General features: G+C 54.3%; 23 protein-coding genes. 18 read left to right on the forward strand and 5 right to left on the reverse strand.

Annotated features, from left to right (window positions below):
• Positions 1–50: 50 nt before the first annotated feature.
• From AC3WJN_RS19380 to AC3WJN_RS19390, 3 genes are all read left to right on the forward strand, one after another.
• Positions 51–878 (forward strand): hypothetical protein, encoded by an 828-nt coding sequence (locus AC3WJN_RS19380; protein ID WP_237716688.1) that lies wholly within the window; start codon positions 51–53, stop codon positions 876–878.
• 97 nt (positions 879–975) lie between these two features.
• Complete coding sequence (locus AC3WJN_RS19385) at positions 976–1434, forward strand: hypothetical protein (RefSeq protein ID WP_005836894.1); 459 nt, start codon at positions 976–978, stop codon at positions 1432–1434.
• Between the two features lie 331 nt (positions 1435–1765).
• The gene (locus AC3WJN_RS19390) at positions 1766–2485 is read left to right on the forward strand and encodes a YebC/PmpR family DNA-binding transcriptional regulator (RefSeq protein WP_007786164.1); all 720 of its coding nucleotides are present in this window, start codon (positions 1766–1768) and stop codon (positions 2483–2485) included.
• Positions 2486–2855: 370 nt separating this feature from the next.
• Here the strand turns inward: AC3WJN_RS19390 and AC3WJN_RS19395 are convergent, their stop codons facing one another.
• Positions 2856–3806: an ABC transporter substrate-binding protein gene (locus AC3WJN_RS19395; RefSeq protein ID WP_007786167.1), complete on the reverse strand. Its 951-nt coding sequence runs from the start codon at positions 3804–3806 to the stop codon at positions 2856–2858.
• Between the two features lie 868 nt (positions 3807–4674).
• On the opposite strand from AC3WJN_RS19395, the gene AC3WJN_RS19400 reads away from it, so the two are divergent.
• Positions 4675–5127 (forward strand): hypothetical protein, encoded by a 453-nt coding sequence (locus AC3WJN_RS19400; protein WP_005834521.1) that lies wholly within the window; start codon positions 4675–4677, stop codon positions 5125–5127.
• A gap of 1506 nt (positions 5128–6633) precedes the next feature.
• Here the strand turns inward: AC3WJN_RS19400 and def are convergent.
• Positions 6634–7152: a peptide deformylase gene (gene def, locus AC3WJN_RS19405; protein ID WP_005834515.1), complete on the reverse strand. Its 519-nt coding sequence runs from the start codon at positions 7150–7152 to the stop codon at positions 6634–6636.
• 25 nt (positions 7153–7177) lie between these two features.
• On the reverse strand, positions 7178–7420 hold the full coding sequence (locus AC3WJN_RS19410; protein WP_005834513.1) for a helix-turn-helix domain-containing protein: 243 nt from the start codon (positions 7418–7420) through the stop codon (positions 7178–7180).
• Between the two features lie 261 nt (positions 7421–7681).
• On the opposite strand from AC3WJN_RS19410, the gene AC3WJN_RS19415 reads away from it, so the two are divergent.
• From AC3WJN_RS19415 to AC3WJN_RS19460, 10 genes are all read left to right on the forward strand, one after another.
• Positions 7682–8449 carry an IclR family transcriptional regulator gene (locus AC3WJN_RS19415; protein WP_005834511.1) on the forward strand — a complete coding sequence of 256 codons (768 nt, stop codon included), beginning with the start codon at positions 7682–7684 and terminating at the stop codon, positions 8447–8449.
• Between the two features lie 336 nt (positions 8450–8785).
• Positions 8786–10423, forward strand: coding sequence for an OPT/YSL family transporter (locus AC3WJN_RS19420; protein WP_007786172.1), 1638 nt, complete (start codon positions 8786–8788; stop codon positions 10421–10423).
• Between the two features lie 27 nt (positions 10424–10450).
• Positions 10451–11539, forward strand: coding sequence for a M24 family metallopeptidase (locus AC3WJN_RS19425; RefSeq protein ID WP_007786173.1), 1089 nt, complete (start codon positions 10451–10453; stop codon positions 11537–11539).
• A 14-nt stretch (positions 11540–11553) separates the two neighbouring features.
• Positions 11554–12705, forward strand: coding sequence for an aminotransferase class V-fold PLP-dependent enzyme (locus tag AC3WJN_RS19430; protein ID WP_007786175.1), 1152 nt, complete (start codon positions 11554–11556; stop codon positions 12703–12705).
• An 80-nt stretch (positions 12706–12785) separates the two neighbouring features.
• Complete coding sequence (locus AC3WJN_RS19435; RefSeq protein ID WP_007786179.1) at positions 12786–14834, forward strand: hydantoinase/oxoprolinase family protein; 2049 nt, start codon at positions 12786–12788, stop codon at positions 14832–14834.
• Positions 14834–16576 (forward strand): hydantoinase B/oxoprolinase family protein, encoded by a 1743-nt coding sequence (locus AC3WJN_RS19440; protein ID WP_007786181.1) that lies wholly within the window; start codon positions 14834–14836, stop codon positions 16574–16576. The genes AC3WJN_RS19435 and AC3WJN_RS19440 overlap by 1 nt, the downstream gene beginning before the upstream one ends.
• 120 nt (positions 16577–16696) lie before the next feature.
• Positions 16697–17116, forward strand: a complete 420-nt coding sequence (locus AC3WJN_RS19445; RefSeq protein ID WP_005834510.1) for a hypothetical protein — start codon at positions 16697–16699, stop codon at positions 17114–17116.
• 146 nt (positions 17117–17262) lie between these two features.
• Complete coding sequence (locus tag AC3WJN_RS19450) at positions 17263–18999, forward strand: ABC transporter ATP-binding protein (protein ID WP_005834508.1); 1737 nt, start codon at positions 17263–17265, stop codon at positions 18997–18999.
• Position 19000: 1 nt separating this feature from the next.
• Positions 19001–20845: an ABC transporter ATP-binding protein gene (locus tag AC3WJN_RS19455; protein ID WP_007786184.1), complete on the forward strand. Its 1845-nt coding sequence runs from the start codon at positions 19001–19003 to the stop codon at positions 20843–20845.
• 204 nt (positions 20846–21049) lie between these two features.
• The gene (locus AC3WJN_RS19460) at positions 21050–21250 is read left to right on the forward strand and encodes a hypothetical protein (RefSeq protein ID WP_005834503.1); all 201 of its coding nucleotides are present in this window, start codon (positions 21050–21052) and stop codon (positions 21248–21250) included.
• 49 nt (positions 21251–21299) lie between these two features.
• Here the strand turns inward: AC3WJN_RS19460 and AC3WJN_RS19465 are convergent, their stop codons facing one another.
• Positions 21300–22181 (reverse strand): LysR family transcriptional regulator, encoded by an 882-nt coding sequence (locus AC3WJN_RS19465; RefSeq protein WP_007786186.1) that lies wholly within the window; start codon positions 22179–22181, stop codon positions 21300–21302.
• Between the two features lie 148 nt (positions 22182–22329).
• Between AC3WJN_RS19465 and AC3WJN_RS19470 the strand changes: the two genes are divergently transcribed.
• Positions 22330–23562 carry an MFS transporter gene (locus AC3WJN_RS19470; protein WP_007786188.1) on the forward strand — a complete coding sequence of 411 codons (1233 nt, stop codon included), beginning with the start codon at positions 22330–22332 and terminating at the stop codon, positions 23560–23562.
• A gap of 237 nt (positions 23563–23799) precedes the next feature.
• Here AC3WJN_RS19470 and AC3WJN_RS19475 read toward each other — a convergent pair whose 3' ends face one another.
• Positions 23800–24045, reverse strand: a complete 246-nt coding sequence (locus AC3WJN_RS19475; RefSeq protein ID WP_007786190.1) for a hypothetical protein — start codon at positions 24043–24045, stop codon at positions 23800–23802.
• A 93-nt stretch (positions 24046–24138) separates the two neighbouring features.
• On the opposite strand from AC3WJN_RS19475, the gene AC3WJN_RS19480 reads away from it, so the two are divergent.
• The 3 genes from AC3WJN_RS19480 (at position 24139) to AC3WJN_RS19490 (ending at position 25752) form a co-directional block, all read left to right on the forward strand.
• A complete protein-coding gene (locus tag AC3WJN_RS19480) occupies positions 24139–24582 on the forward strand; it encodes a hypothetical protein (protein ID WP_005834496.1) in 444 nt (147 codons plus the stop codon).
• Positions 24583–24645: 63 nt separating this feature from the next.
• Entirely contained in the window at positions 24646–24861 is a 216-nt protein-coding gene (locus AC3WJN_RS19485) for a hypothetical protein (protein WP_005834494.1), read from the forward strand.
• A gap of 60 nt (positions 24862–24921) precedes the next feature.
• Positions 24922–25752 (forward strand): prohibitin family protein, encoded by an 831-nt coding sequence (locus tag AC3WJN_RS19490; RefSeq protein WP_007786192.1) that lies wholly within the window; start codon positions 24922–24924, stop codon positions 25750–25752.
• Positions 25753–25801 lie beyond the last annotated feature (49 nt).

Raw genomic sequence — 25801 nt, forward strand, 5'->3', positions numbered from 1 at the left:
ACTTCATTTTACACGAATCAATCATGGGCCATTTTTTTATCTAGCTGTTGGTGTCGCACTTCATATTACAATCCGTCGAATATAAAAAGAAAAATGATGATGAGCCTAGTTCAAGCAAAACGTACATCTTTGATGGAGAAGGTAAAAAAACGAAGAAAAACAAAGAGAAAGCAGATCGAAAAACTATCAAGATGAAAAAAGTTAAAGAAAACAATGGCCGTCAAAAACTTACTGCATATGCTGAAGATGAAGATGATTACTACCAAAAAATTCAGGGCGGAACAGGAAAAGGTTGGCGATACCGAATTCAAGGACCTCTTACGACCGAAACTGATGCTGGTAATAACTTTAGTTTTCGATGGGGAACAGAGATTGAAGATATTGAGGACATGCTAGAGGAAGAGGGGGTTGATTATACGGGAAGCCACGATATAGTGAACTTCCGTCTTCGAATTGAATCGGATGAACCAGTGGTCTTTAATACAGTGGATCCAATTAACGATTCAAAAGAAGAATTTAGTGTCCCTATGTGGTTTGGAACACAAATTGGAGTAGTGAACATCCCGGTAGAAGCCAGTTCGGTACACATTTCTGGTAATGGTACAGACAACTTGTTGTATGAGTTTAAATGGAACGAAAACTATTTCCCATCTGGTTACTTAGACGAACGCGATTTTGATAAAAACCCAGGCAGGACTCCAGGTTTTGCAGTTCGATATTTTATGGATACAGCACCATCGATTGATACAGGCACAGCGAAAATCAATTTTAGTGGTTACTTCAAGTACCGTTCTCTGTACAACTATTATTCTTTGTTGTTGCATGAGTACACACAAATTACAAAAAAATCATCTTATGATATCGAGATTGTTGACTAAGCAAGGAAATGTGGCGGCTAGGCAGAATCTATGTCTAACCGCCATTTTCAAACAAGTAGAAATAGTGGTTCCAGAACAAGAATGAGGAGGAGATTGGTTGAAAAAACTCATTTGGAGCGCATTCGTTATCCTAGCACTTGCTTTAGGGGGATTGCTTGCTTTAGATATCTTACAGCTAAAACGCGCGACAGCTTTGTTAGATCAAATACAAATAAGTATCACAAAAATAGAAAAGGGGGATGAGATTGAAATAGGAATTCAAATGGCAGGAGAAATTCCGGAATATCCGGTGACACTTACCATTTTTACCGATAATCGATATTTGGAGCTTGTACCCAAAAGCTGGAGTGATGAAGAAGTTGTCACATACATCGGACAGACAGCAGGAGGAGCAGAAACGAAATTTGCCATTTCTCAACAATTTGATGGAGAAATGAGTGTTCGTTATGTAAAAAAAGAGAAGGGGACTGCCCCTCTGATCTACGCCTATTTTGAATCAGAAGTGAAAAGATTCATTCTGGAAGATGCTATTATTCGAACGGGGAATTTTGAGTGAGAAGTCGCGTCTTCGACCAGTGGTATTATCCCCTTACGGCAGACAGTGAGAAAAGCCCTCATGGTATCATGAGAGGAACACTGTTGACCGGAAGGGATTTTTTATGCCATCTACTTGACGGGGCTATGACCAAAATCATGACCAGAGTGAGGAGCCAGTAGCAACAAGTAGAGCCAGGGAAAGGAAAAGCCACCCGAAACGACGTGTACGTTTTTTCACAAGGATTGTCTCGTAAAAAAACACAAGATTGAGGTATAATAGTTGAGTGTGAAATTGGACTACGGAGTCTTGCAAGCAATCAATCTGTGACGTTGAAAGAGAGTGGGAATTTATGGGTCGTAAGTGGAACAATATCAAAGAGAAAAAAGCTTCGAAGGATGCCAGCACCAGTCGTATATATGCCAAGTTCGGCAAAGAAATTTATGTAGCGGCCAAGCAAGGCGAGCCGGACCCAGAGTCGAACCGCGCTCTGAAGGTCGTCCTGGAGCGTGCCAAAACATACAGCGTACCGAAAGCCATTATCGACCGCGCGATTGAAAAAGCGAAGGGCGGAGCCGAAGAAAACTACAGCGAACTGCGCTACGAAGGCTTCGGGCCAAACGGCTCCATGGTCATCGTGGACGCCCTGACCAACAACGTAAACCGCACCGCGTCTGAAGTGCGCGCCGCCTTCAACAAAAACGGCGGAAACATGGGTGTGACAGGCTCGGTTGCCTACATGTTCGACCCGACGGCCGTATTTGGCCTCGAAGGCAAAACAGCCGAGGAAGTGCTCGAAATTTTGATGGAAGCAGAAGTAGACGTCCGCGACATTTTGGAAGAAGACGGAGCCGTCATCGTCTACGCTGAGCCGGAGCAGTACCATGCCGTGCAGGAAGCGTTCAAAAAAGCAGGCATCACCGAGTTCACTGTCGCCGAGCTGACCATGCTCGCGCAAAACGAAGTGACGCTTTCCGAAGAGGCGCAAGCCCAGTTTGAAAAAATGATCGACGCCCTCGAAGATTTGGACGATGTGCAGCAAGTGTACCACAACGTCGATCTCGGCGAATAATCAACGAGAGAAAGACCTTTGCCGCATTGGTGGCGAAGGTCTTATTGTATAACGAAAACCCCCAGTCGAACTGGGGGGGTCGTTATACAATAAAACCGCCTCCTAAAAGGAGACGGCATATATCGAGCTCGCTAGTTTTGAGGTGTTACCGATCATCACGTGCGACGCATCTACCTCCAGTATGAAGTTAGAAGCTGTTAGCAGTGTTGCGGTTTTCCTTTACTCACTAGGTGATCGTGTAAATCATCCATGGCACATCGCCTCCGTAGAAGACTACAGCCTGTTTGAAAACACACCACCGAGCTCGATGAATATAGTATGATCCGATTTACAGCTTTTATACGCGCGAAATGCTCCAACCGTAAAACACTTATTTCAACAGCCGCGCGGACAGCGCGTTCAAAAACGACTGGTTGCTGTAGGCCGTGCCTCCGGCCAATCCGGGGTTGACGGCATTTTCGTACACCTGGCCGCTTTGGATCACGCGCAGATTGCTCCATTCAGGCTGCTGCTTCAACTGCTCGAACGATTTGGCGGCGTCGGGATCGCTGCTTTTGTCGACCATCACGAACAAATAATCCGGGTCTGCCTGTGCCAGCTCTGCGAGGGAAAGCGGCACGGGTTCTTTTGCTTGCTCTACAACGCTTGGGGTCGCCAGCCCGAGATCGGTATAGAGCAAATAGTTGTACCGCTCGTTTTTCGGATAGACGAGAAAAGCGCCTTCGTGAAACCATGCGGTCAGCACGATTTTGTCCTTGAGCGGAGCCAGCTTGTCGCGCGTTTTTTCGGTATTCGTCCGGACCTTGCTCACGATGGCATCGACGTTGGCGTCTTTGCCGCGCACCTCGGCAAGCAGCCGCAGGTTGTCTTCCCAATGCGCTCCATTCGAGGAGATGGGAATGACCGACGCTGCGCTTTCCAGCTTGCTGCGCTTTTCCTCGGACGTCTTGTCGGAGGTCAGGATCGTATCCGGCCCCAAAGCGGCAAGGTCGCCGACGTGGTCCGCGATGTCCGCGGGGAGCTTTTGCGTATTTTGCGTAATCGCGGCGTATTCCTGTGGGAACGCACCGCTTTTTTCTACGGTAGCGGCAAACGGCGGGATGCCGGTCAAAAGCGCATCTTCAAAGCTGCTGCGAGATTCGACGAAGGCGATTTGCTTCGTTCGCGCCGGGATTTTATATGTGTTGCCCAAATACTGGATAGAACGTGTCGGTTTTGCGGCAGGATCGCCTGCGGCTTGCCCTCCTGGCCCGTTCGCACCGCATGCTGCCAGCAACAGAAACACAGCCGTTACAGGGATGGCCAGTAGCTTTTTATACATCTTTACGTCACTCCGATCGTACCTTGGTCTGTTTTTTGCAAGAGAAGCCGTCACAGTAAATTATAGGGTACCCGAATGAGGACGGACTGCTTCATTCCTGAACTTTTTCAGACATTCTCCCGTATCCCATGCATCGGTGACGGGGTATTTGCCTGTTGTCTGTTCGCAGCAGATGCTCTACGATGGACAAATACAGACCAAAACGAGAGTCTAACTGAGCTTTTGGGGAGATGGAGCTGCGCCACTTGAAGACATTCCACGTCGTTGCGGAATGCCTCAATCATCAGTGGCTTTCGGTGGTTTGTTGGCTGAAAAACCTTTGAAAGAATCTCATGGAAGGATTCTCAACAGATCGTAGGGGCTTTTGCCTCGGAGAAGAGAACCAGCGATTAAGTATGCTGTTACGTTTTACTTCGCTAGTTAATCTTCGCATGATATTCGAAAATCCGTTACTTTTGGCGGTTGTTCGGTGCTGTTGTTTGGGTCTTCATCGCGGCTTTCGTGGAGGCGAGGAAAGAGGAGAAATCGCGGGAGCTTCTTGGGCTCCCTGCTGGGGGCTGGACTGCCCGGCTCCGGGGAAAAAGCGAAACCGCGTCCAAAAGTGGTTGATTCAGGGAGTTTCTCAGGGTTGGACGCTAAAAACGTGTTTCGCTTTTTTACTTTTCAATTCCTGTCCAGCGTATTTCGTTACAGTCGGGATGACCATTCATTCGTGTTCACACTCTATTTGGAATTTGTTTAGGTCAGACGAGATGACATCTTATTTGTTAGCATTTTAGATAAAAATACGTGGGAAGGTGATTTCGAAAAGAGAGGCTGGAGTGTAAAATTGAAAAGCATGGGAAAATATGAAAGTTGAGGGAATGATATGAGTATTATTGCACTAACCATTCTTCTGTTTTTTGGGTTTCAATATTTGCTGCCAATTGTTACACAGGAATTTCTTTGGAATCCAGAAAAAATGGACGATTATCGGCATTTCGATTCAGACACGCTTTCGATCCTGATTCTCTCTTACGCGTTCGCTTTTCCGATCGGGCTGATGGTGGAGGGAAAAATAGCAAAAATCCTGAAGATAATCCGTTTCCCAAAAGAAGATTCTGCTATTTTAAAAGTTTTGGACATTGCCCGGGAGAATGACGGATATGTTACAGTCGTAGATATAGCTACAAAATCTACTCTCTCCCTGGAGGAAGCGCAAAAAATTTTGGACGATCTTCAAAAAAAGGGACATGCTGACCTGAGTGTAACGAAATCGGGTGATATCCTTTATTACTTTCCTGGATTTCTAAAGCAGGACCAAATAGAGGATAGGGGGTGAGCAAATGAGGTACTTAGGCGGTGCGATGATAATTGTAATATGTGGCAGTTTTCTTCTATCGTGTTTGCTAATTACTGGTTTGCTAATGCAACAGCCATTTTTTTCTACTTTATATCTCATTATGGACAATAGGAGCATTATAGGTGTACTTTTGGCAGCTCTCTCCCTGATTTACATGGCGAGCCTGCTGATTGAAAAAGTGCTTGCGAAAAAAAGTCAGGACCGTTTTTATCATAGCCGTGTGATACAGATTGCCCTCGAACACGGTAACCAGATTACCGCGCCAATGCTGGCATTGGATACTTCCCTGAAGCTATCAGAATGTGAGCGAATCTTGAAGGAATTTGAGAAAAAGCAAGTCGTTAGCAGTTCAACTCCTGTTGGTGAGGCTGTGGTATATCACTTGGCACCGCTCATCTACGAGAATTGGTTGCCAAGTGATGGAGAGTATTGTGGAAAGGCTGACGAAACAGAAGCGGATGAGAAGGAGCAGAAAATATGGAAAAAGTGGCTGAAGGTCACCGGTTTCATTCTCGTGACAATCATTGCTCCCCTCTGGCTGCTTGATAAACAGACCATCCTTTCAGAGGAGTTTATGACAGGGGCACTCTTCGTCAACGTGTTTGCGGTTATCCGAATATTTCATGTTGTTTATTTGACTTACCGAAATTATGTACGGAAAACCGAGCACGATGTCTTGGGGTATGTCATGGACAATCAAGGTGTTCTCTATCCACAAGAAATCGCAGAATTTACCGACGAGAGCCTGTCGTCCATTCAGCGGATGGCCGATCGATGGCACAAGGCCAATCTCGTATCGATGTCCTACGGGAATGATGGGACCGTGATGTACTTGTTTCCGAATGTCACCGCTGAATCAATGGTGTACTTGCGGGAACCCAACTATAATCCGCTCGCGCAGCTCAAACGGGTAAAGGAGCAATTGATGCAGACATGCTGTTATGCCTTTCTTTATTCTTTTCTGGCCGGTTACGCATTCATGAATTGGAGCCATTTTATCTTTTATGGAGGGATTGGGGCGGTCTGCGCAGCCTACAGAACTTTCTACTCTATACAGGCGAGGGAGGAAGCGGAGCAGATTGAGCGAATCGGACTTCAGGTGGCTACACATCGGAATGGCCAATTGACCGTCCATGAATTGGCTTATAACGCAATGGTCAGCATGAAAGAGGCGGCAAAGCTACTAAAAAAGTGGGAGCTTGCAAACATTGCCAGACGAATTGAGATAGGTGAGGGATTCGTACCTGTTTACATTATCAGCGGCGTCGTGTCGAAGGAACAGCGGTTGGCTTCAGAGCGGGTGCAGCACTATCCATTTCCGATGGGGCGTATGACTGCGCAGAAATCGGCTGGAATTAGCTGCAGCGTGTATGTAGTGCTCGTCATCGCAGAAATCCTCGGCCATCAGGACAAACTTTCCCATATGCAAAAAATCCACCTGACGATGCGAGGTGGATTTTTTGGCGTTTTGTTCATCCGTGCCGTTTACCCTTGCTTTTTCGTCAACTGCCAAACGTCCATGAGGTTCACTTTGCGCTTCGTCTGGTCGTGGTACAGCTTGTCCCCGTCGATCCGGTCCACGAACAGCACGCCGTTCAAATGGTCGATCTCATGCTGGATACAGCGCGCCAAAAAACCTTCGCCCTCCAGCGTGAACGTCTCGCCCGCCCGGTTTGCGCTCTGGATTTTCACGTACTGGGCGCGCTTCACGATGCCCGAGTAGCCGGGAAAAGACAGGCACGCTTCCGGCCCGATCTGCTCGCCGTCCAGCTCCAAAATTTCCGGGTTAATCAGCTCGATCAGCCCGTCTCCGCAATCCATGACGATCACGCGCCTTAAAAAGCCGACTTGCGGCGCGGCCAGCCCTGCCCGGCCTTCCTTGGCGTAAAGAGTCTCCGTCATATCGTCCAGAAGCTTTCCCAGCCTGTCATTGAACTCGGTGACGGGCTTTGCGGTTTTGCGTAAAATCGGATCTCCGAAAGGGAGGATTGTTTTTACTGCCATCTGCCTTCTACCTCCAAAAAATGAATTACGCCCCTTCGTTTTGCGAGGGCGGGGTGTGCACCCACAGATCGTTCGGCGTGCATTCCAGCGCCGTGCACAAAGCATCCAGCGTGTCGGCTTTCATTTGCTTCGGCTGGCCGTTGAGCAGCGCGCTGATCGACGGAGCCGAGAGTTCATAGCCTGCCTTTTCTTTCAGCAACCGGGCGAGCGCCGCCCCGGACCAGATGCCTCTGTCCGCCATTACTTTTCGCAACATCCAGACAAGCATGCCTTCCCGTTCCCCCTCTCGACTTGCCAAAAAACGAATGTGTTAGGTATTGCCTAATGTTTTTAGTTATTACCTAATATAGCGGATTGGGAGAAAAAAGCAAGCGCGTCTCCTGGACGTGCGCCGTCGATGTTTTGTCCGAGCAGGATTATTTTATTGAATTTGGATTTTTAAAAATTGATTGAAAATAAAAAACACCCTCCCTTATAATGTGTATATAAAAGAAACGATGGTTCTATTATAGAACCAGGAGGTTGGGCCATGACATTAAAAACGTTGGAAAAATCGTTGGAGCTGTTGGAACTGTTTACAAAAGAACGAACTTCCTGGGGAGTGCGCGAGCTAGCCAAGGAATTGGGGATCAACCATACGACCGTCTACCGCATTTTGGCTACGTTCGAGCAAAAGGGGTATTTGATTCAGGACCACGAGACGAAAAAGTACGAGCTGGGCATGAAGCTGTGGGAGTTCGGACAGCTTGTGGAAGACAAGCTGGGCATCTCGGAGTACATTTACCCAATCATGAGAAACGTTTCCGAGCAGACGGGCGAAACGATCTTTTTGACCTGGCTCGATCAGTTGGAGTGCGTGCACGTGGAGATGGCGGAAAGTTCGCAGAGCATCAAGTTTTCCGTGTCGGTCGGCAGCCGGACGCCGTTGCATGCGGGGGCGTCCAATACGGTTATTATGGCGTACTTGCCGCGCGACGTTCAGGAGCAGGTGATCGCCAGAGGCTTGACGGCGCTCACGGCACACACCGTCGTGGAAAAAGAGAGCCTGTACAAGAAGCTGGACGAGATCAAAAAGCGCGGCTGGTGCTTCAGCGCGGGCGAGTTCGCCGACGAGGTGTTCGGGCTGTCCGTTCCGCTGTTCAACAAGCGGCGGGAAATCGTTGGCTCGATGACCATTGCCGGACCTGTCAGCCGCACTCCGGAGGGCGAGCGGTTGCTGACGATGCTGTCTGCGCTGCAGGAGGGGCAGCGTGAAGTCCAGCATTACCTGGACAAATACAACCTCAGCTACGTGTAGACGGGGAAAACGGGTGAAAACGGACAAAAGCGAGTAGAAACTAGCGGAAACTCCTAAAACGGCGAAACCGCGAAACCCGCGAAAATCGCAAAATCCGCGAAAATCGCCAAACCCGCCAAACCCGCACCACGCTATCTCGCATGGAATCTAGCAAAATCGCACAAATGCACAAAATCGCACAACGCTTTTAAAGGAGGTGAGGGAGGCAGCGCATTTGCATAGCAGCTTCGGGGTCGGATCTGTTTTGGTTTTCGGTGCAGTAAAAGAGAGAGAAAAAAGAAGCGAGTGGACAGGAAGGAAGAGAGAACGCTGCTGATACCGGATGGGGGTGTAGGCATGAGCGACAGAAAACAAACAGAAAAACAGCGGCATCCAAGAGCGGTAGAACCGTTTACGCTCTTTTTGATTCTCATTACTTCGGTGATGGGGGCCGTGATCGGGATGCAGTTGATTGTCACATTGGGAATTTCGGCGAATACAGCAATTATTGGTGCGTTACTGGCGATGGTCATCTCCCGGATTCCGATTGCGATCATGAAAAAATACCGTTCAGTGCATCGGCAAAACATCATTCAAACGGCGATCTCCTCGGCTACGTTCGGGGCCGCGAACAGCCTATTGATCCCGATCGGCATACCGTTTTTGATGGGCAAAACCGAGTTGATCCTGCCGATGCTGATCGGGGCGGCGTTGGCGATGTTTGTAGACGCTTTTCTCATGTACAAGATGTTCGACAACAAAATTTTTCCGGCGCAAGGGACGTGGCCGCCAGGTGTTGCGACGGCAGAGTCGATCATTGCCGGGGACCAGGGTGGCAAACGCGCCAAGTTTCTCGGGCTTGGGATCGCGGGCGGTCTGGTCGGGTCTTTTCTCGGGGTGCCGATGTCGGCATTCGGGGTCGCGTTCATCGGGAATTTGGCCGCGCTGACGATGTTTGGCCTGGGGCTGCTCATTCGAGCCTATTCGATTCCGCTTGCCGGAATTGACTTGAACGCGCTGTACGTGCCGCACGGCTTCATGATCGGCGCAGGCTTGATGGCGCTGGTGCAGGTCGCCATCCTGATTTCGAAAAAGAAGCAGCAGCCAGCCGCTCAGGCGCACGTGCAAAAGAGCGAAATTTCTGCCACTTCGCAAGCCGCTGCCGAGGTGGAGACGAAGGCGGACAAAGAAATCGGCCGCGTGTTTGGCATCGGGTTTTTCGCCTACTTGGCGGTCGCGCTGATTATCGCGATCACGGGAGGCATTATGACAGACATGTCGCTCGGCATGTTTATCGGCTACTTGCTGTTTGCCGCGTTTGCCGCTTTTGTCCACGAGCTGATCGTAGGGATTTCCGCGATGCACTCTGGCTGGTTCCCCGCTTTTGCGGTCGCCTTGATTACCTTGATTATCGGGATGCTGGTCGGCTTCCCGCCAGTCGCTCTCGCACTGCTCGTCGGCTTCAGCGCCGCGACGGGACCTGCGTTTGCCGATATGGGCTACGACTTGAAGACAGGCTACATCATTCGCGGCAACGGCGCGGACATGGAGTACGAGCTGGACGGCAGACGCCAGCAGTTCATTACGGCGATGATTGCTTTCGGTGTCGCTACGCTTGCCGTTTTATTTGCCTATGAAGGCTACTTCAAGGCCAATCTCGTGCCGCCCGTGGACAAGGTGTACGTCGCGACGATCGAAGCGGGCGTATCCGGCGATATTGCCAAACAGCTTTTGCTCTGGGCCATCCCGGGGGCGATCCTGCAATGGCTGGGCGGGCCAAACCGGCAGCTTGGCGTGCTGCTTGCGACAGGGCTTTTGATCCTCAGTCCGGCTGCGGGCTGGGCGGTACTGGCGGGAATTGCGATTCGCTCCCTCGTCCTGAAATGGAAAGGCAAGGAAGCAGAAGTGCCGATGAGCATTTTGGCCGCAGGCTTTATCGCCGGGGATGCGTTGTACAACTTCTTCAGCTCGATGCTGAAAATGGGCAAATCGTAAAATCGGAACGACAAAGGAGAGAGTGAGATGCCAGAAGCGAGAAGACAACGACTCTCACGCTATTTGCAGCAGGAAAACACAGATGCTTGCATCGTAGTGCCCGGACCGAATCTGTACTACTTCACGGGACTGGCGCTAAAGCCGAGCGAACGGCTCAGCTTCGCGGTCCTCACCAAAGAAAACCGGTTGCTGTTTGTCGTTCCCCAGGTGGAACTGAGCAAGGTCGAGAAGCTGGCTCATGACGATCTGTTCTGGTACACGGACGAGCAAGGCCCGGACCAGGCGCTGGCGGCACTGCGGCAAAAGCTGGGCACGCTCGGACGCCTCGGCATCGAGGAAGGACAGATGCGCGTCAAGGAGCTGAAAGCGGCAGAAATGCTGGGGGCAAAAGAGCTGGTCGCCATCGACAAAACGGTGGACAGGCTGCGCGTCGTCAAAGATGAGCGGGAAATCGCCGCGATTCGGCAGGCGGTGCGGGTCGTGGAAGAAAGCTTTACGGCTGTCCTTCCGGCGATTCGCGAAGGAGTGGCGGAGCTGGAAATTGCCGCCGAGCTGGAATACGAGATGCGCAAAAGAGGCTCGGAGGGCACGCCGTTTGGCACGATCGTCGCTTCCGGCTACCGCGGGGCGCTCCCGCATGGTAGGGCTGCGGACAAGCTCATCCGGTCCGGCGAGCTGGTCGTGCTCGATTTCGGGGCGTACTGCCAAGGCTATGTGGCAGACATTACGCGGACGGTGGCGGTAGGCGAGCCTGCGCCTGAGCTTGCGCGCATTTACGAGATCGTGCGGCAGGCGCAGCAGGCGGCGGTTGACGCCGTGCGTCCGGGGGTCACGGCGCATGAGATCGACGAGACAGCCCGCGCGATCATTCGGGACAGCGGCTACGGCGAGTTTTTCACGCACCGTCTCGGGCACGGCATCGGGCTGAGCGGTCACGAGGAGCCGTACATGCACAAGCAAAATCCGCTGCGGCTCGAACCGGGGATGGCGTTTACGATTGAGCCTGGCATTTACTTGCCGGACAAGGGCGGGGTCAGAATTGAGGATAACGTCGTCGTGACAGAGGACGGCTGCCTCAATCTGATGACGCTCTCCAAACAACTGCTTCAACTGTGAGGGGAGACGGGGACATGACCTACACGTATTTGAACACGGCAGCGGCTTCCGTCCCCCCGCAGCAGGTCGTGGACACGATGGTCGCCTATTTGCAAAAGACGGCGACCGTCGGGCCCTACCTGCCGGCTTTTCGCCGGGACATTTATGCGAAAGTCGATGCGATCCGGGAAACAGCCGCTGCCTTTATCGGAGCGGCGCGCGAAGAGATCGCTTTTGCCAAAAACGGAACAGAAGGTATTAACATGATCGCCAGCGGCATCCGATGGCACGAAGGCGACGAAGTCATTTTGGCGGACCTGGAATTTCACAGCAATTACGTGCCGTGGAAGCGGCTTGCGGAACAAGGCAAGATCAAGCTGGTCGTGCTGCGCACCGACGCGAGCGGCGTCATCTCGATCAGGCAGCTTGAGCAACTGATTACGCCCCGCACCCGGCTGATTACCGTGTCACACCTGCCGAACGCTTCCGGCGCTCTCCAGCCGATCCAGGAAATTTGCGACATGGCGAGCCGCAAAGGCATTCTGACCTTGGTGAACGCTTCGCAGACATTGGGCCTCGTCCCTTTGGACATGCGCGCGCTGCCCTGCGACTTTCTCGTCGCTTGCGGCCGCAAATGGCTGCGCGGCCCCGAGGGCTCAGGTATCGTTTTTATCCGAAAGGCACAGATCGAAAGCATTACCCCGGCCTTTACCGGATGGGGCGGAACGACGTGGGATTTTCAGACGAACGAAATTTCCTTTTTGTCGACGGCCAAACGGCTGGAAGCTGGCTGCCCGATCATTCCTTCCATTCTGGGGCTGGGTACGGCCCTGGAGGTCGCACAGGAAGCAGGCGTCGCGGCAATCTACAGAAGAGTCAAGCACCTCACTTCCTTTACGTTGGAAAAACTACGGACCATCCCGGGGGTGGAGATTTACGGACCGCAGGACGAGACTGACCGGCTGGCGATTATTCCGTTCAATATAAAAGGGGTAAGCCCCGATGCGATTACGGCTTTTTTGGAGCGGCACGCGGTCATCATCGAGGCGGGAACGTTCATGGCGAATACGTTGCTCCAGCAGTACGGGATCGAGAGGATGGCACGCATCTCGCCCCATTATTTCAACACCGAGCAGGAAATCGAACGGGCGATTGCGCTCATCAGGCTGATGCTGGCAGAAGCATGAGATCGTGACAGCATCGGCTCTTCTTTCCGAGAAAAAACGAAACGGTGGTTCACTATCGAAAACAAGAAGGGTGAAAAACGATGAGAATAGCAACCGATATTGGCGGCACTTTTACCGACCTGGTGTATGTGACAGACGAAGGCGAATTTGGCATGGCCAAAGCGCATACGACCCCGCCGCATTTTGAGCAGGGGGTGCTGAACGTCATTGCCCAGAGCGGCATTCCGCAGGAGTCGATCAAAATGTTCATTCACGGCACGACGGTCATCATCAATGCCTTGACCGAGCGCAAAGGCGTCAAAACAGGACTGATTACGACCAAGGGCTTTCGCGATGTGCTGGAAATCGCCAGGGGCAATCGCCCGGACCTGTACAATTTCCGCTATCAAAAGCCGGAGCCGTTCGTCGAGCGGTACTTGCGCCGGGAAGTGGAAGAGCGCCTGAATTACAAAGGCGAGGTCGTGACGCCACTCAACGAGGCGCAGGTGGCAGACATCGTCGCCTATTTTCGCGAAGAGCAGGTCGAGGCAATCGCCGTTGCCTTCCTGCATTCCTACGTCAATCCGGCGCACGAGCAGAAAACGGTCCGGCTTATCCAGCAGTTGTGGCCGGAAGTAGCTGTCACGGCCTCGCACGAAGTGACAAAAGAATGGCGCGAATACGAGCGCACGAGCACGACTGTTTTCAACTCGTACGTGCAGCCGATCGCCTCCTCCTATATTGATCGGCTGTACAACAAGCTGGCGGAGAGCCAATCGCACGGCAACAACTATATCATGCAGTCCAACGGCGGGACGACGACGTTCGCGCAGGCGAAAAAGACGCCAATTCACCTCGTGGAATCCGGCCCGGTAGCAGGCATTTACGGAGCGGCGGTCATCGGCGAGCTGATCGGCGAGCAAAACGTGATTGCCTTTGACATCGGCGGGACGACAGCGAAGTGCTCGCTGATCAGCAAAGGCGAAGTGAAAGTCACGACGGACTACTACATCGAGCGCTCGGACAAGGAAGCGGGCTATCCGATCAAAGTGCCCGTCGTTGACATCGTGGAGATCGGAAACGGCGGCGGCTCGATTGCCTGGATCGACGAGACAGGCTCGCTGCGCGTAGGCCCGCAGTCTGCCGGATCGGTCCCGGGACCCGTCGCCTATGGCCGAGGGGGAACAGAGCCGACCACGACAGATGCGAACCTGCTCGTCGGCCGTCTGTCCAAGGAAAACTTTGACTACCAGGTCGATCTGGAGCAAGTCAAGGCCGCTGTCGCGGAAAAAGTCGCGAAGCATTACGGCACCACGGTGGAAGAAGCGGCGCTCGGGATCATCCGCATTGCCAACTCGAACATGCTGAACGCGCTGAAGCTGATCTCGATTCGCAAAGGGTACGATCCGCGCGATTTTGCCCTGGTGGCCTTCGGCGGCGGCGGTTCGATGCACGCAGCCGCTCTGGCCAAAGAGCTGGGCGTGAAAAAAGTGATTATTCCTGTCGCTTCTTCCGTCTTTTCGGCGTGGGGGATGCTGATGACCGACTTGCGCCACGATTACATCCAGACCTACATCAAGCGGCTACAGGAGCAAAACTTGCCGGGGTTAAACGAGGAGTGGCAACGGCTGGAGGCGCAGGCGGCGCAGCAGTTCAGTGAAGAGGGAGTGGCACAGGAACGGATCGTCTTTGGCCGGATCGCCGACATGCGCTACATCGGGCAGGAGCATACGGTGAAGGTGCCTGTCCCGTCCGGTATCTGGACAACAGAAACGCTTGCCGACATCATGGCGCGTTTTCACGAGCTGCACGAGCAGAACTACACGTTCAAGCTCGAAGGCGCGACGGCAGAAATCGTCAACCTGCACCTGACTGCGCTCGGGACGGTAGACAAGCCGGTGTTGAAAAAACTCCCGCCAGCAATAGATGCGAACGCGCCTGCGGTCAAGGAAGTCCGCCCGGTCTATTTTGAAGAGCGCGGCTGGCTGGACACGGCGATCTACTTGCGTGCAGACCTGGGAGCCGGAGCAAAAATCGACGGTCCGGCTATCGTGGAGGAGCGTTCGGCTTCGACCTTGCTCTATCCGGGACAGACATTGACAGTGGACGAATACGGCAATCTGATTATGGATACAGGAGTGAGCGCGTAATGGAACAGCAAACTGCGACGAAGATGGACCCATTCAGCCTGGAGATCATTAAAGATTCGCTGAAAGCGATCGGCGACGAGATGTTTTACGCGCTCGCCCGCACCTCGATGAGCCCGATCATCTACGAAGTGCTCGACTACGCCTGCGGCTTGACCGATGCCAAGGGCCGTCTGGTCAGCCAAGGCAACGGGGTCACGAGCTTCATCGGCATGCTCAGCCCGATGGTCCAGCACGTGCTGGAGAAGTTCGACAACGGGCAAAAGCTGTCTCCCGGCGACATCATCATCATCAACGACCCGTACGTGGGCGGCGGCTCGCACTTGTCTGACGTGGGCCTGGTCATGCCGATCTACTACGGCGGCGAGCTGGTCGCGTTTTCCGCCAACAAAGGCCACTGGACAGAAGTAGGGGGCAAAGACCCCGGTTCGTTTACGAGCGATGCCAACGAGATTTATCAGGAAGGCTTGCAACTGCCGGGCGTGAAGCTGTTTGACAAAGGCGTCGTCAACGAGGCCGTCGTGGAAATCATCAAAACAAACGTGCGCTTCCCGGACTTGTCGCTCGGCGACATGTGGGCGCAGGCAGCCGCGCTGCGAACAGGCGAGCGGCGCTTTCAGGAGCTGTGCGAAAAATACGGCAAGGAAATGGTCCTGGTCTCTGTCGGGCAACTGATGGAGCAAGGCGCGCAGCTCGCGAAAAAGGAGCTGCAGCAACTGCCAAAAGGCGTCTACGAGGCGGAAGGCTACATGGAGGACAACGGAAACGGCGAAGGCCCGTATCTCATCAAGGTCAAAGTCACGATTACGGACGACCAGTTTCTTTGCGACTTCCGCGGCAGTCATCCGCAGGTGCAGACTCCGGTCAACTGCTCGTACTACGCGCTGCTTGCGGGCGTGCGCGCGATTTATCTGGCGGTCATCCGGCCGACGCAAAACGTCAACGAAGGCGTGTTCCAGCCGCTTTCGATCATTACGGATGAAGGCTCGATCGTCTCGGCCAAGCGCCCGGCTCCTGTCTCGATCAACTGGGAGGCGCGGCTCGGCGGTGCCGACCTGATCTGGAAAGCGCTCGCTCCCGTGCTGCCGGATCGGCTGACAGCAGGTCACTTGCTCTCTATCGCGTCCGTAGTCGTAAACGGCATTCACCCCGACTTGAACGAACCGTTTCTGATCGTGGAGCCATCTGTCGGCGGCTGGGGGGCAGGGCAAGGCCAGGACGGCCAGCGTGGCCAGTTTTGCATGGGCGACGGCGAGACGTACAACGTGCCAGTCGAGGTGGCGGAGACGCGTTACGGCGTGATGGTCGAGGAATACGGACTGCACTGCGACGGCGCGGGTGCAGGCGAATACATCGGCGGCTCGGGCGCGATCCGTTCCTACCGGGCGATGAGCGACAACCAGAAGCTGTCCGTCATTTTCGGCCGCCATCATTTTGCCCCGTGGAGCCTGAATGGCGGGGAGGAAGGCTCGCCGAACTACGTAATGGTGGAAAAAGCAGACGGGCAGGTCGACGGGCCGTTCGGCGTGAAGGCGCGCTATCCGCTGAACAAAGGCGATGTGGTCAAGCTGTACACGGCAACGGGCGGCGGTTACGGCAACCCGTTTGACCGCCCCGCCGAAAAAGTCGCCCGCGATGTGAAAAACGGCTACATCTCGCTTGCGCAAGCCAAGGAAAAATTCGGCGTGATTGTCGATGCGAAAACGTTCGCGGTCGTGGGAGTAACGGAGCAACGGCAAAAATAAGCAGATGCTTATATAATAGAAGAAACACAATTCAGGCAGCAACGAACAGGAAAAGGTGTTCGTTGCTGCCTGTTTGTCGTTATGATAGAAAGAGATGTATCGGGAAGCGAGGGGAAGAGCGTGAGAAAGCGAATCATACGCATAAGCGGTTTGCTGCTGGCCGTTTTGGCCTTTACGTTTTGGCTGACGCTGGGGCTGGCAACGCCGATCCAAACAGTCGAGGACGCGCTGGAAGCTGTGCGCGCAGGCAGAGCGGGCGAGCTGGCGCTTGACCAGGCGGATGCGGGCAAAATCGCTGGCTTTTTTCAGTTTGCGCAAACGAAGCAGTTGGGCGAGCCGGAAGTAACGCTCAGCGAGCATTTCGTCTCGGCGGACGAGCGCCAAGTCGTCGCGCGGTTTCTGGCGATCGAGTACAACCCGAATCGTACCGTGCGGCAAATCTACGGCGGGACGCTGATGTTTGCGCTGCACAAAAGCGCATTTGCGGCTTGGCGCATCACGCAGGTTGAAGTCAGCCAGCAAATGGGGCCGCACGATTAGCGTGAAAACATCGCGAGCCACGCTTTGCTTCTGCACCGAACTGCTTTTTTGCCGCAACTCCCCCCGTGACATTTTTTATGCCAACAGGTATCGTGGAACATAGAAGTTTCACGTATAGCAAAAGAGGCGAGGGATGAGGTGAACAAATGCGGTTTTATCAAAAATACATAAAGAAGTACGGCGTGCTCGCGAGCATCTCCATGATCTTTTTGATGGTGGAGGCGTTGTGCGATTTGTTGCAGCCGACGATCATGTCGCGGATTATCGACATCGGAGTGGCGCAGCGTGACATGGATTACGTGCTGAAAACCGGGGGACTGATGCTCTTGATTACGGCGCTGGGCGCTGTCGCCGCCTCCATGCGCAACGTGCTTGCCACTTATGTGTCGCAAAACTTCGGAGCGCAGTTGCGGTCCGATTTGTTTTCCAAGGTGCAGTCCTTGTCGTTTGACAGTCTCAACAAGTTCGACCGGGCGTCGCTCGTCACCCGCCTGACCAATGACGTCAACCAGGTGCAGGTGTTCGTCAACGGGATGATGCGCATTTTCGTCAAAGCGCCGCTGGTGTGCATCGGGGGACTGTTCATGGCGACGCAGTTGAATGCGGAGTTGGCTGTCGTGCTCGCTGTCGTCGTGCCGATTGTCGGCTTGTTGATCTTTTTGAATCTGAAAATCGGCTTTCCGTTTTTCCTCAAGGTGCAACAAGCATTGGACCGCGTCAACGGAGCGATGCGCGAATATTTGTCAGGGGTGCGAGTCGTCAAGGCGTTCAACCGCTTTGACTTCGAGGTCGGCAAATTCACGCGGGCAAACGAAGAGTTGCAAGAGAAGTCGCTGTCTGCCACGCGCGTCATGTCCGTGTTCAGCCCGGCGATCATGCTGACGGTCAACCTCGGGATTGTGGCCGTGCTCTGGATGGGCGGGCTTGGCGTGGAGCAAGGCAATATCCAGGTCGGCCACATTATTGCGTTCACCAACTACATGACGCAAATTTTGTTTTCGCTGATGATGATTTCCCTGGTTTTCAACATGTTCGTGCGGGCCAAGGCTTCGGCTGGCCGGATCGGAGAAGTTTTCGCCGAGGAAAACCGGATGAGCTGGAAAGAGGACGCGGCGCATGGACAGGAGCCGGGGGAAGAAAAAGGCCGGATTGACTTTGAACAGGTCAGCTTTTCGTACGATGGCGAAGGTGGACAGCCTGTGTTGAAGCAGATTTCGTTTTCGTGCCTGCCAGGAGAGACAGTGGGAATCATCGGTTCGACCGGGGCGGGGAAAAGCAGCCTCGTCAGCCTGATTCCGCGCTTTTACGATGTGACGGCAGGGACGATTCGCGTAAACGGGCAAGATGTCCGCGAGGTGGACCCGGCCAAGCTGCGTGAAAAAATGGCGATCGTCCCGCAAAAGACGACGCTGTTTACGGGAACGGTGCTGGAAAACATCCGCTGGGGCAAGGAGGATGCCACGGAGGAGGAAGTGGAAGCAGCGGCCCGGATGGCGCAGGCCCACGAGTTCATTGCGGCGACGCCGGAAGGCTACCAGACGCGCGTCGGCCAAGGCGGAGTCAACTTTTCCGGCGGGCAGAAACAGCGCATCTCCATCGCCAGGGCGTTGGTGAAAAAGCCGGAGATTCTCATTCTCGACGACAGCACGAGCGCGGTCGACGTGGCGACGGAGAGCAAGATCAAGGAAGCGCTGCAAACGTACGCAAAAGGGCTGACCTGCATCCTGATCGCGCAGCGGATCACCTCTGTCATGGATGCCGACAAGATTGTCGTGCTCGACAACGGAGAGGTCGCCGGAATCGGCACGCATGAAACGCTGCTGGCTACGTGCCGGGTTTACCAGGAAATCTTTACGTCGCAAATCGGCAAGGAGGTGAGCTAGGATGAGCCAGGAGCAAAAGGAACAGCCGTTTTTCCCTCCCCGTCCGGGCCGCGGCTTCGGCCATGGGGGCGCGCGCGTGCCGGTGAGCAAGCCGAAAAACTTTTCGGCGACCATAAAAAGACTGTGGCAAGCGTTCGGGCGGGAAAAACGATGGCTGCCGCTCGTGTTCGCCATCGTGCTCGTCGATGGTTTGCTGATGCTCTCGGCTCCGTACCTGATCGGGAAGGCCATCGACGCGATGACAGGCGGGGCAGAGGCGTTCAGCTTTTTGTCGATCATCATTCTCGCTTTGCTCGGCTCGTACATCGTGGACGGAGCCTTGACGTTTTTGCAGGGCTGGATGATCGCCGGCATCACGCAGCGAATCGTGACCAACATGCGGCAAGCTTTGTTCGAAAAGCTGCAAAAGCTACCGATTGCCTTTTTCGACTCGCGCACGCACGGCGAACTGATGAGCCGCCTGACCAACGATATCGACAACGTCAGCAACTCCATCTCGCAGTCGACGACACAGCTCATGTCCGGGGTGATCGTGCTCGCCGGGTCGCTGGTGATGATGCTCGTGCTTTCGCCGATTCTCACGCTCGCCTGCCTGATTACGGTGCCGCTCGTCTTTTTGCTCACCCGCACGATTGCGAAGCGAACCAGTGTGCTGTTCAAAAATCAGCAGATCGAGCTGGGCAAGCTGAACGGCCACATTGAAGAGACGATTTCCGGGATTCAGGTCGTCAAGGCGTTCAACCACGAGGAAAAGGCGATTGCCGACTTTGCCGCGATCAACGACAGACTGTGCAAGGTCGGGATGAAGGCGCAAATCTGGTCGGGCTTTTTGATGCCGATCATGAACGTGATTAACAACCTTGGCTTTGCGATGGTGGCGATTGTCGGGGGGATACTGGCGGTGAAAGGGATGATTACCGTCGGGGTGATCGCCAGCTTCCTCAGCTATTCGCGGCAGTTTGTCCGCCCGCTGAACGATCTCGCCAACATTTTCAACGTGCTGCAGTCCGGCGTAGCGGGCGCGGAGCGGGTGTTCGAGGTGCTGGACGAACGGGAGGAGCCGCTCGATTCCCCGGACGCCGCTGTGCTCAGAGAGCCAAAAGGGCACGTCGTATTCGACCGGGTGAGCTTCGGGTATCGCCCCGACCAGCCGATTTTGAAAAACGTCAGCTTCGAGGCACAGGCGGGAAGCACGACTGCTCTGGTCGGTCCGACGGGTGCGGGCAAGACGACCGTCGTCAATTTGCTGACGCGCTTTTACGATGTGACGGAAGGGACGATCTACCTCGACGGCAAAGACATCCGCGAATACTCGCGGGACAGCCTGCGCAGAAGCTTCGGTTTCGTTTTGCAGGACACGTACCTGTTTTCCGGGACGATCAAGGAAAACATCATGTACGGCAAGCCTGACGCGACAGACGCCGAGGTCGAGGCGGCCGCGAAAATGGCGCATGCCGATGTGTTCATCAATCGGCTGCCCAAGCGCTACGATACGCAACTGACCGAAAACGGCGGCAATTTGAGCCAGGGGCAGCGCCAGCTTTTGGCGATTGCCCGCGTCATCCTCGCCCGGCCGTCGCTTCTGATTCTCGACGAGGCGACGAGCAGCATAGACACGCGGACAGAGCTGATTATTCAGGATACGCTCGCGACGATCATGGAAGGGCGCACGAGCTTTGTGATCGCGCACAGGCTCGGCACGATCCGCGACGCCGACGCGATCATGGTCGTGGACAGCGGCGAGATCGTGGAAAAAGGCAGCCACGACGACCTGATCGCGCAAAAAGGGGTATACTACCAGTTGTTTTACAATCAGTTCAAAAACTTGCACGCTGCTTCGTCCTGATCGAAACAGCCCGTCTGGCACGCTGAATTTTACGTGTGCAGACGGGCTGTTTTGCTGGGATAAAGCTTCTGTAACGATGCAGCAGCGCTCAATGTGCAAGCCAAGCGTCAAGCGTTTTTGGCGAGGGGGCTGTTGTGCTCTCAGCTTGGTTGCCCCTTTGCGCGGACGTCCTTCCTTTCAAGGCTCGGAGCAGGTGCGGACCACATGTTTGTGACCACGTATGAGACGAAGCAGGAGGACCAGGACAAGTTTTTTGAAAACGCGGTCTACAAAAACTTGTCGGCCGTCAAAAACAACCATGTGTACAGGATGACGTTTGAGCAGATGTACTACTACGACCCGCTGGCGATTGAGGGGCAGCTTGATCTGGTCGTGGAGAAGCTGCTGGGGCATCAGGCGAAATAAACAGAACGACAAAAAGACCCGGGACAATCGCCCAAGGGTCTTTTTGCTGTCACTTGCCGAAGTAATCCAAAATAAACTCCTTAAAGCGAAGCGCAGCCGGAGACAAATACCCGCCTTTGACCAGCGCCATGCCGATTACGCGCTGGCACTTGGGGGTGCGGATGCGGATTTGCGCGATTTTGCTTTGGTCGATGCCGCGCAAATCGGGGAGCAGGGACACGCCCAGTCCGGCTGCGACCAGCCCCGCGACGGTGGCCGCCTCCTCGCCCTCAAAAGTCACGCGGGGGGTGACGCCGAGTTGCTCAAAAAGCTGGTCGGTCGTGCGCCGCAGCGCGTAGCCCTTTTTCAAAAAAATAAACGATTCCTCGGCAATTTCCGAAAGCAGGATGCTCTCCCGTCCGGCCAGTGGATGCCCGATCGGCACGATGGCAAACAGCTCCTCGCTCCAGAGCGGCGTCCACTGGATCGGCAGCTTGGTTTCCGTCGGCTCGGCGAGAAGGCACAGGTCCAGCTCGCCTGCGTCGAGATGCTCGAGGAGCGAGTAGCTGTGGTTTTGGATCATCGTGAAGCCGATGGAGGGCGACTTGGCGCGAAACGCGCCGATGAGGTCGGGAATCAGGCTGGTGCCGAGCGTGTGCAAAAAGCCGAGGGCAACCTCGCCGCGGTCGGGGTGGACGAGATCGCGCAGCTCCTGTTTTCCGTCCTCAAATTCTTTGAGGATGCGGTTGACGCGCTTCAAAAAAAGCTGGCCGTAACGGTTCAGCATGATCGTCCGCCCTTGCCGTTCAAAGAGCGGGACGCCCAGCTCTTCCTCCAGCCGCGCGATTGAGCGGCTGAGCGCGGGCTGGGAGAGCGACATCGCTTCCGCCGCACGGGTGACGTGCTGCATCCGGGCGAGCGTCTGAAAATATTCGAGTTGTTGCCATTCCATTCGGGTGACCTCCCTGCGCGACAAAGCGCGTGTGTCCGATTCATTACTATCGTGCATGAAAATTATGATTACAATAAATTATACATTATGAATTGTCAATGATAGTATAACAGAAAAACGGGTTGAAACGCGGGGAGGTTTCACCACCATGGGATACATCAAGCAAGGCACAACCGCTTTTCGCAAGACCAATCTGGCTTTTTTTGCGGCGGGCTTCAACACGTTTGCGATTTTGTACAGCACGCAGCCGTTGATGCCTGAATTTACAAAAGAGTTTCACGTTTCGCCGACGATGGCGAGCTTGTCGCTCTCGTTGACGACGATCTCGCTGTCCGTCAGCATGCTCGTGTTCGGGACGATCTCAGAGGTGTGGGGACGCAAGCCGGTAATGATTAGCTCGATGCTGGCCGCCTCCCTCCTGTCGATCCTGACGGCATGCAGCCCTTCATACGAATCTCTTCTTCTTTTTCGCATCATCCAGGGAATCTCGCTAGGCGGCCTTCCGTCTATTGCCATGGCTTATTTGGGCGAAGAAATGGAGCCGAAAAGTCTGGGAGTCGCCATGGGGCTGTACATCAGCGGCAACTCGCTGGGGGCGGTGTGCGGGCGGATTCTCTCCGGCATACTGACCGACCTGTTCAACTGGCACATGGCGATGGGCGCGATCAGCCTGATGAGCCTCGTCGCCACGCTGATTTTCTGGTTCAGCCTGCCTGCTTCGCAAAACTTTCACGCGCGCGCTCCCGAGGTGCGCAAGCTGGCGGCTTCCATGCTCAGCCACTTGCGGGACCCGGCTCTTTTCTGCCTGTTCGGCATCGGGTTTTTGAGTCTCGGCAGCAATGTGGCGCTCTACAATTACATCGGGTACGTCTTGACCGCAGCGCCTTATTCGCTCAGTCAAACGCTCGTCGGCTGGATTTTCATCGTGTTTCTCGTCGGGATGTTCGCCTCCGTCTGGATGGCGAAGCTCGCAGACAAGTTCGGCAGGCTGAAAATGCTGCTCGTCTCCTTGCTGCTGACGCTGCTCGGCGCGTGCCTGACGCTCGACAGTCATTTGGCGGTCATCATCGCGGGCTTGCCCGTCCTGACCTTCGGCTTTTTCGGAAGCCATTCGATTGCGAGCGGCTGGGTCGGGCGGCGGGCGACCCATGATAAGGCGCAAGCATCGTCGCTCTACCTGTTCTTTTATTACGCCGGTTCCAGCATCGGCGGGACGATGGGCGGCCTGTTCTGGTCGTCGCTCGGTTGGGGCGGTGTCGTCGCGATGATCGCCGGATTCATGGCCGTCGCCTTCGTCTTCGCCCTGCGCCTGTCCAAAGTCCTCGCCAATTCGTCTGCGCCGTCCGCCGAGAAAAAGTGGACGGTGGCGAAGCTGAAATGAAGCGGGGGAGCGCAGCGTGGTTGCCCCTTAACAGCGGCTACAGAGGCAGCGGGGGCGCCTTTCTTTTCTGAGATGGAACGGAAACGGGGCTGTGGAGTGCAAAATCAGCCAGGTTCGCAGCATGTTCCGGCGCGATCCCCTCACGGCAGACAGGAAAAAAGAGTCCAAAGCAGCTTGGACTCCACCCTGTATACCGGAGGGGATTTTTCACGTCACGGCAATACGCACAGAGGCTGGCTACTTCTGGGCGTGTCTTTTTTCCTGGATGACGCAGCCGAGGTAGAGCAGCAACAGCAGCAAGGAAACGTACACGGAGCCATCGAAGTAGCTTTTAAACAGCTCGCGCGACCAGCGATCCTCGCCGATAATCCAGTAAGCGAGCGAATTGGAGATGGCGATTCCGTCATTTGCTGCAGGGATGAGACTCTCGGTGTAGTTTTGGGCAAGGCAGACCGTCGATAGCACGGATGCGAACAGGAGCACAAGCGTTACGGCCGAGTAGTAGTTTTTTAACCGTTTCCAGGTTTTCTCAAATCCAAAATGGTATGATAGAACCGGGAAGGAGAGTGATCGCCCATGCTTCGAAAAGTGCTGGTCGCGCTCGCGTCTGCGCTCATTTTTTGCCTGGTGCTCGCCTGGTCGAACTACACGCCAGCAGGTGAGCGGGAAGAGGGTGTCTACCATTGGTCGTACGGCTCGCTTGTCGCGATTTATCTCATTTATGCCCTCCCCGTCTATTTGCTTGGCGGGATTCCGTTTGCCTATCTGATCGAGTTCGCCGAACGCAAAACGGGTTGGAAGCATCCGCTGGCTGTGTATCTATTTCGCTTTTTTGCCTATGCGTTGGCAGGCTGCTTCGTGATGGGGCTGTTCGTCGTAGTCGTATCGAACGGGCGCTCTTTGAGCAATGCTTTTGCGTCTGGCGGGTTGCTGCTGTTAGGCGGAGGCGCGGCTCTGTTGTACGGCCATGTCCTTCTGTTCAGTTTTTGGCTCGTCAAGAGACGAAAGGAGTGGGGATGATTGCGGGACACTTCTGCTGCTCGCAACATTTTTGATCTGTTTTTTAGCTAGGAGAGGATCGACATGACCATTGGTGGTTTTCAAAGCGGCTTTTCGGCCAGAAAAGTGCCGCGCGCCGAAGTGAAGTGGGAGCAGTTCCTCATCTGCAGCCACGGCTGCGAGGAAGTCATTCAACTGATTTCCCACGTATCCGGCGAGGTAGAGTTTGAACTGTGCAAAATCGAGGCCGAGCGGATGGGCAACGTGTTGCTTGCGGCAGTAAAGACAGAAAGTTGTTGAAACTTGTGGGCTGCTGACCCGTATGTATAAACGAACAGATAAAAAAAGGGGAGGCGGAACATGAACGACAACAACGTAGTGAAGATGAATCCGTTCCAAGCTGGAGGAAAGCTGCTCGCAACCATTCTCGTACTAGCCGTTTTGGTCTTGCTCGGGACCCAATCGTTTACGATCATATCAGCGGGGCATAGCGGTGTCGTGCTGCAATTGGGCGCGGTACAGCCAAAAGTTTTGCAGGAAGGCATGCACTTTAAAATTCCTTTTATCCAAACCGTCATTCCGATGGAGGTACGGGTACAAAAATCGGAGTCGAGCCAAACGTCCGCTTCGCGTGACCTGCAAACCGTCTCGACGACCATCGCGGTCAACCACCATCTGGACAGCGAAAACGTCAACAAGCTGTACCAGCAGGTGGGGCTGGAGTACAACAGCCGCATTGTCGACCCGGCTATCGCCGAAGCGCTGAAAGCCGTCACTGCGCAGTACACGGCAGAAGAATTGATCTCCAAGCGCTCCGAGGTGAGCAACAAAGTCAAGGAAGCGCTGCGACAAAAGCTGTCTGCCTACAACATCATTCTCGATGAGATCAACATTCGCGAGTTTACGTTCAGCGACGAATTTAACCGCGCGATCGAGTCGAAGCAGGTAGCGGAGCAGCAGGCGCTCAAGTCGAAGCTCGACCTGGAGCGGATCAAGATCGAAAAGGAGCAGGAGATTACGCGCGCGCAGGCACAGGCCGAAGCGTTGCGCCTGCAAAAGCAGGAAGTCACGCCGGAGCTGATTCAGCTCAGACAGATCGAAGCGCAACTGGAAGCGATCCGCAAATGGGACGGCAAGTTGCCGAACGTCACAGGCGGCGCGACTCCGTTTATCAACGTAGGGAACCAGTAACGACAAAAGCGAAGACCATCCGGGCCGCGAATGAGCCGGATGGTCTTCG

The sequence above is a fragment of the Brevibacillus sp. FW306-2-1A-C05A genome (assembly GCF_058781555.1).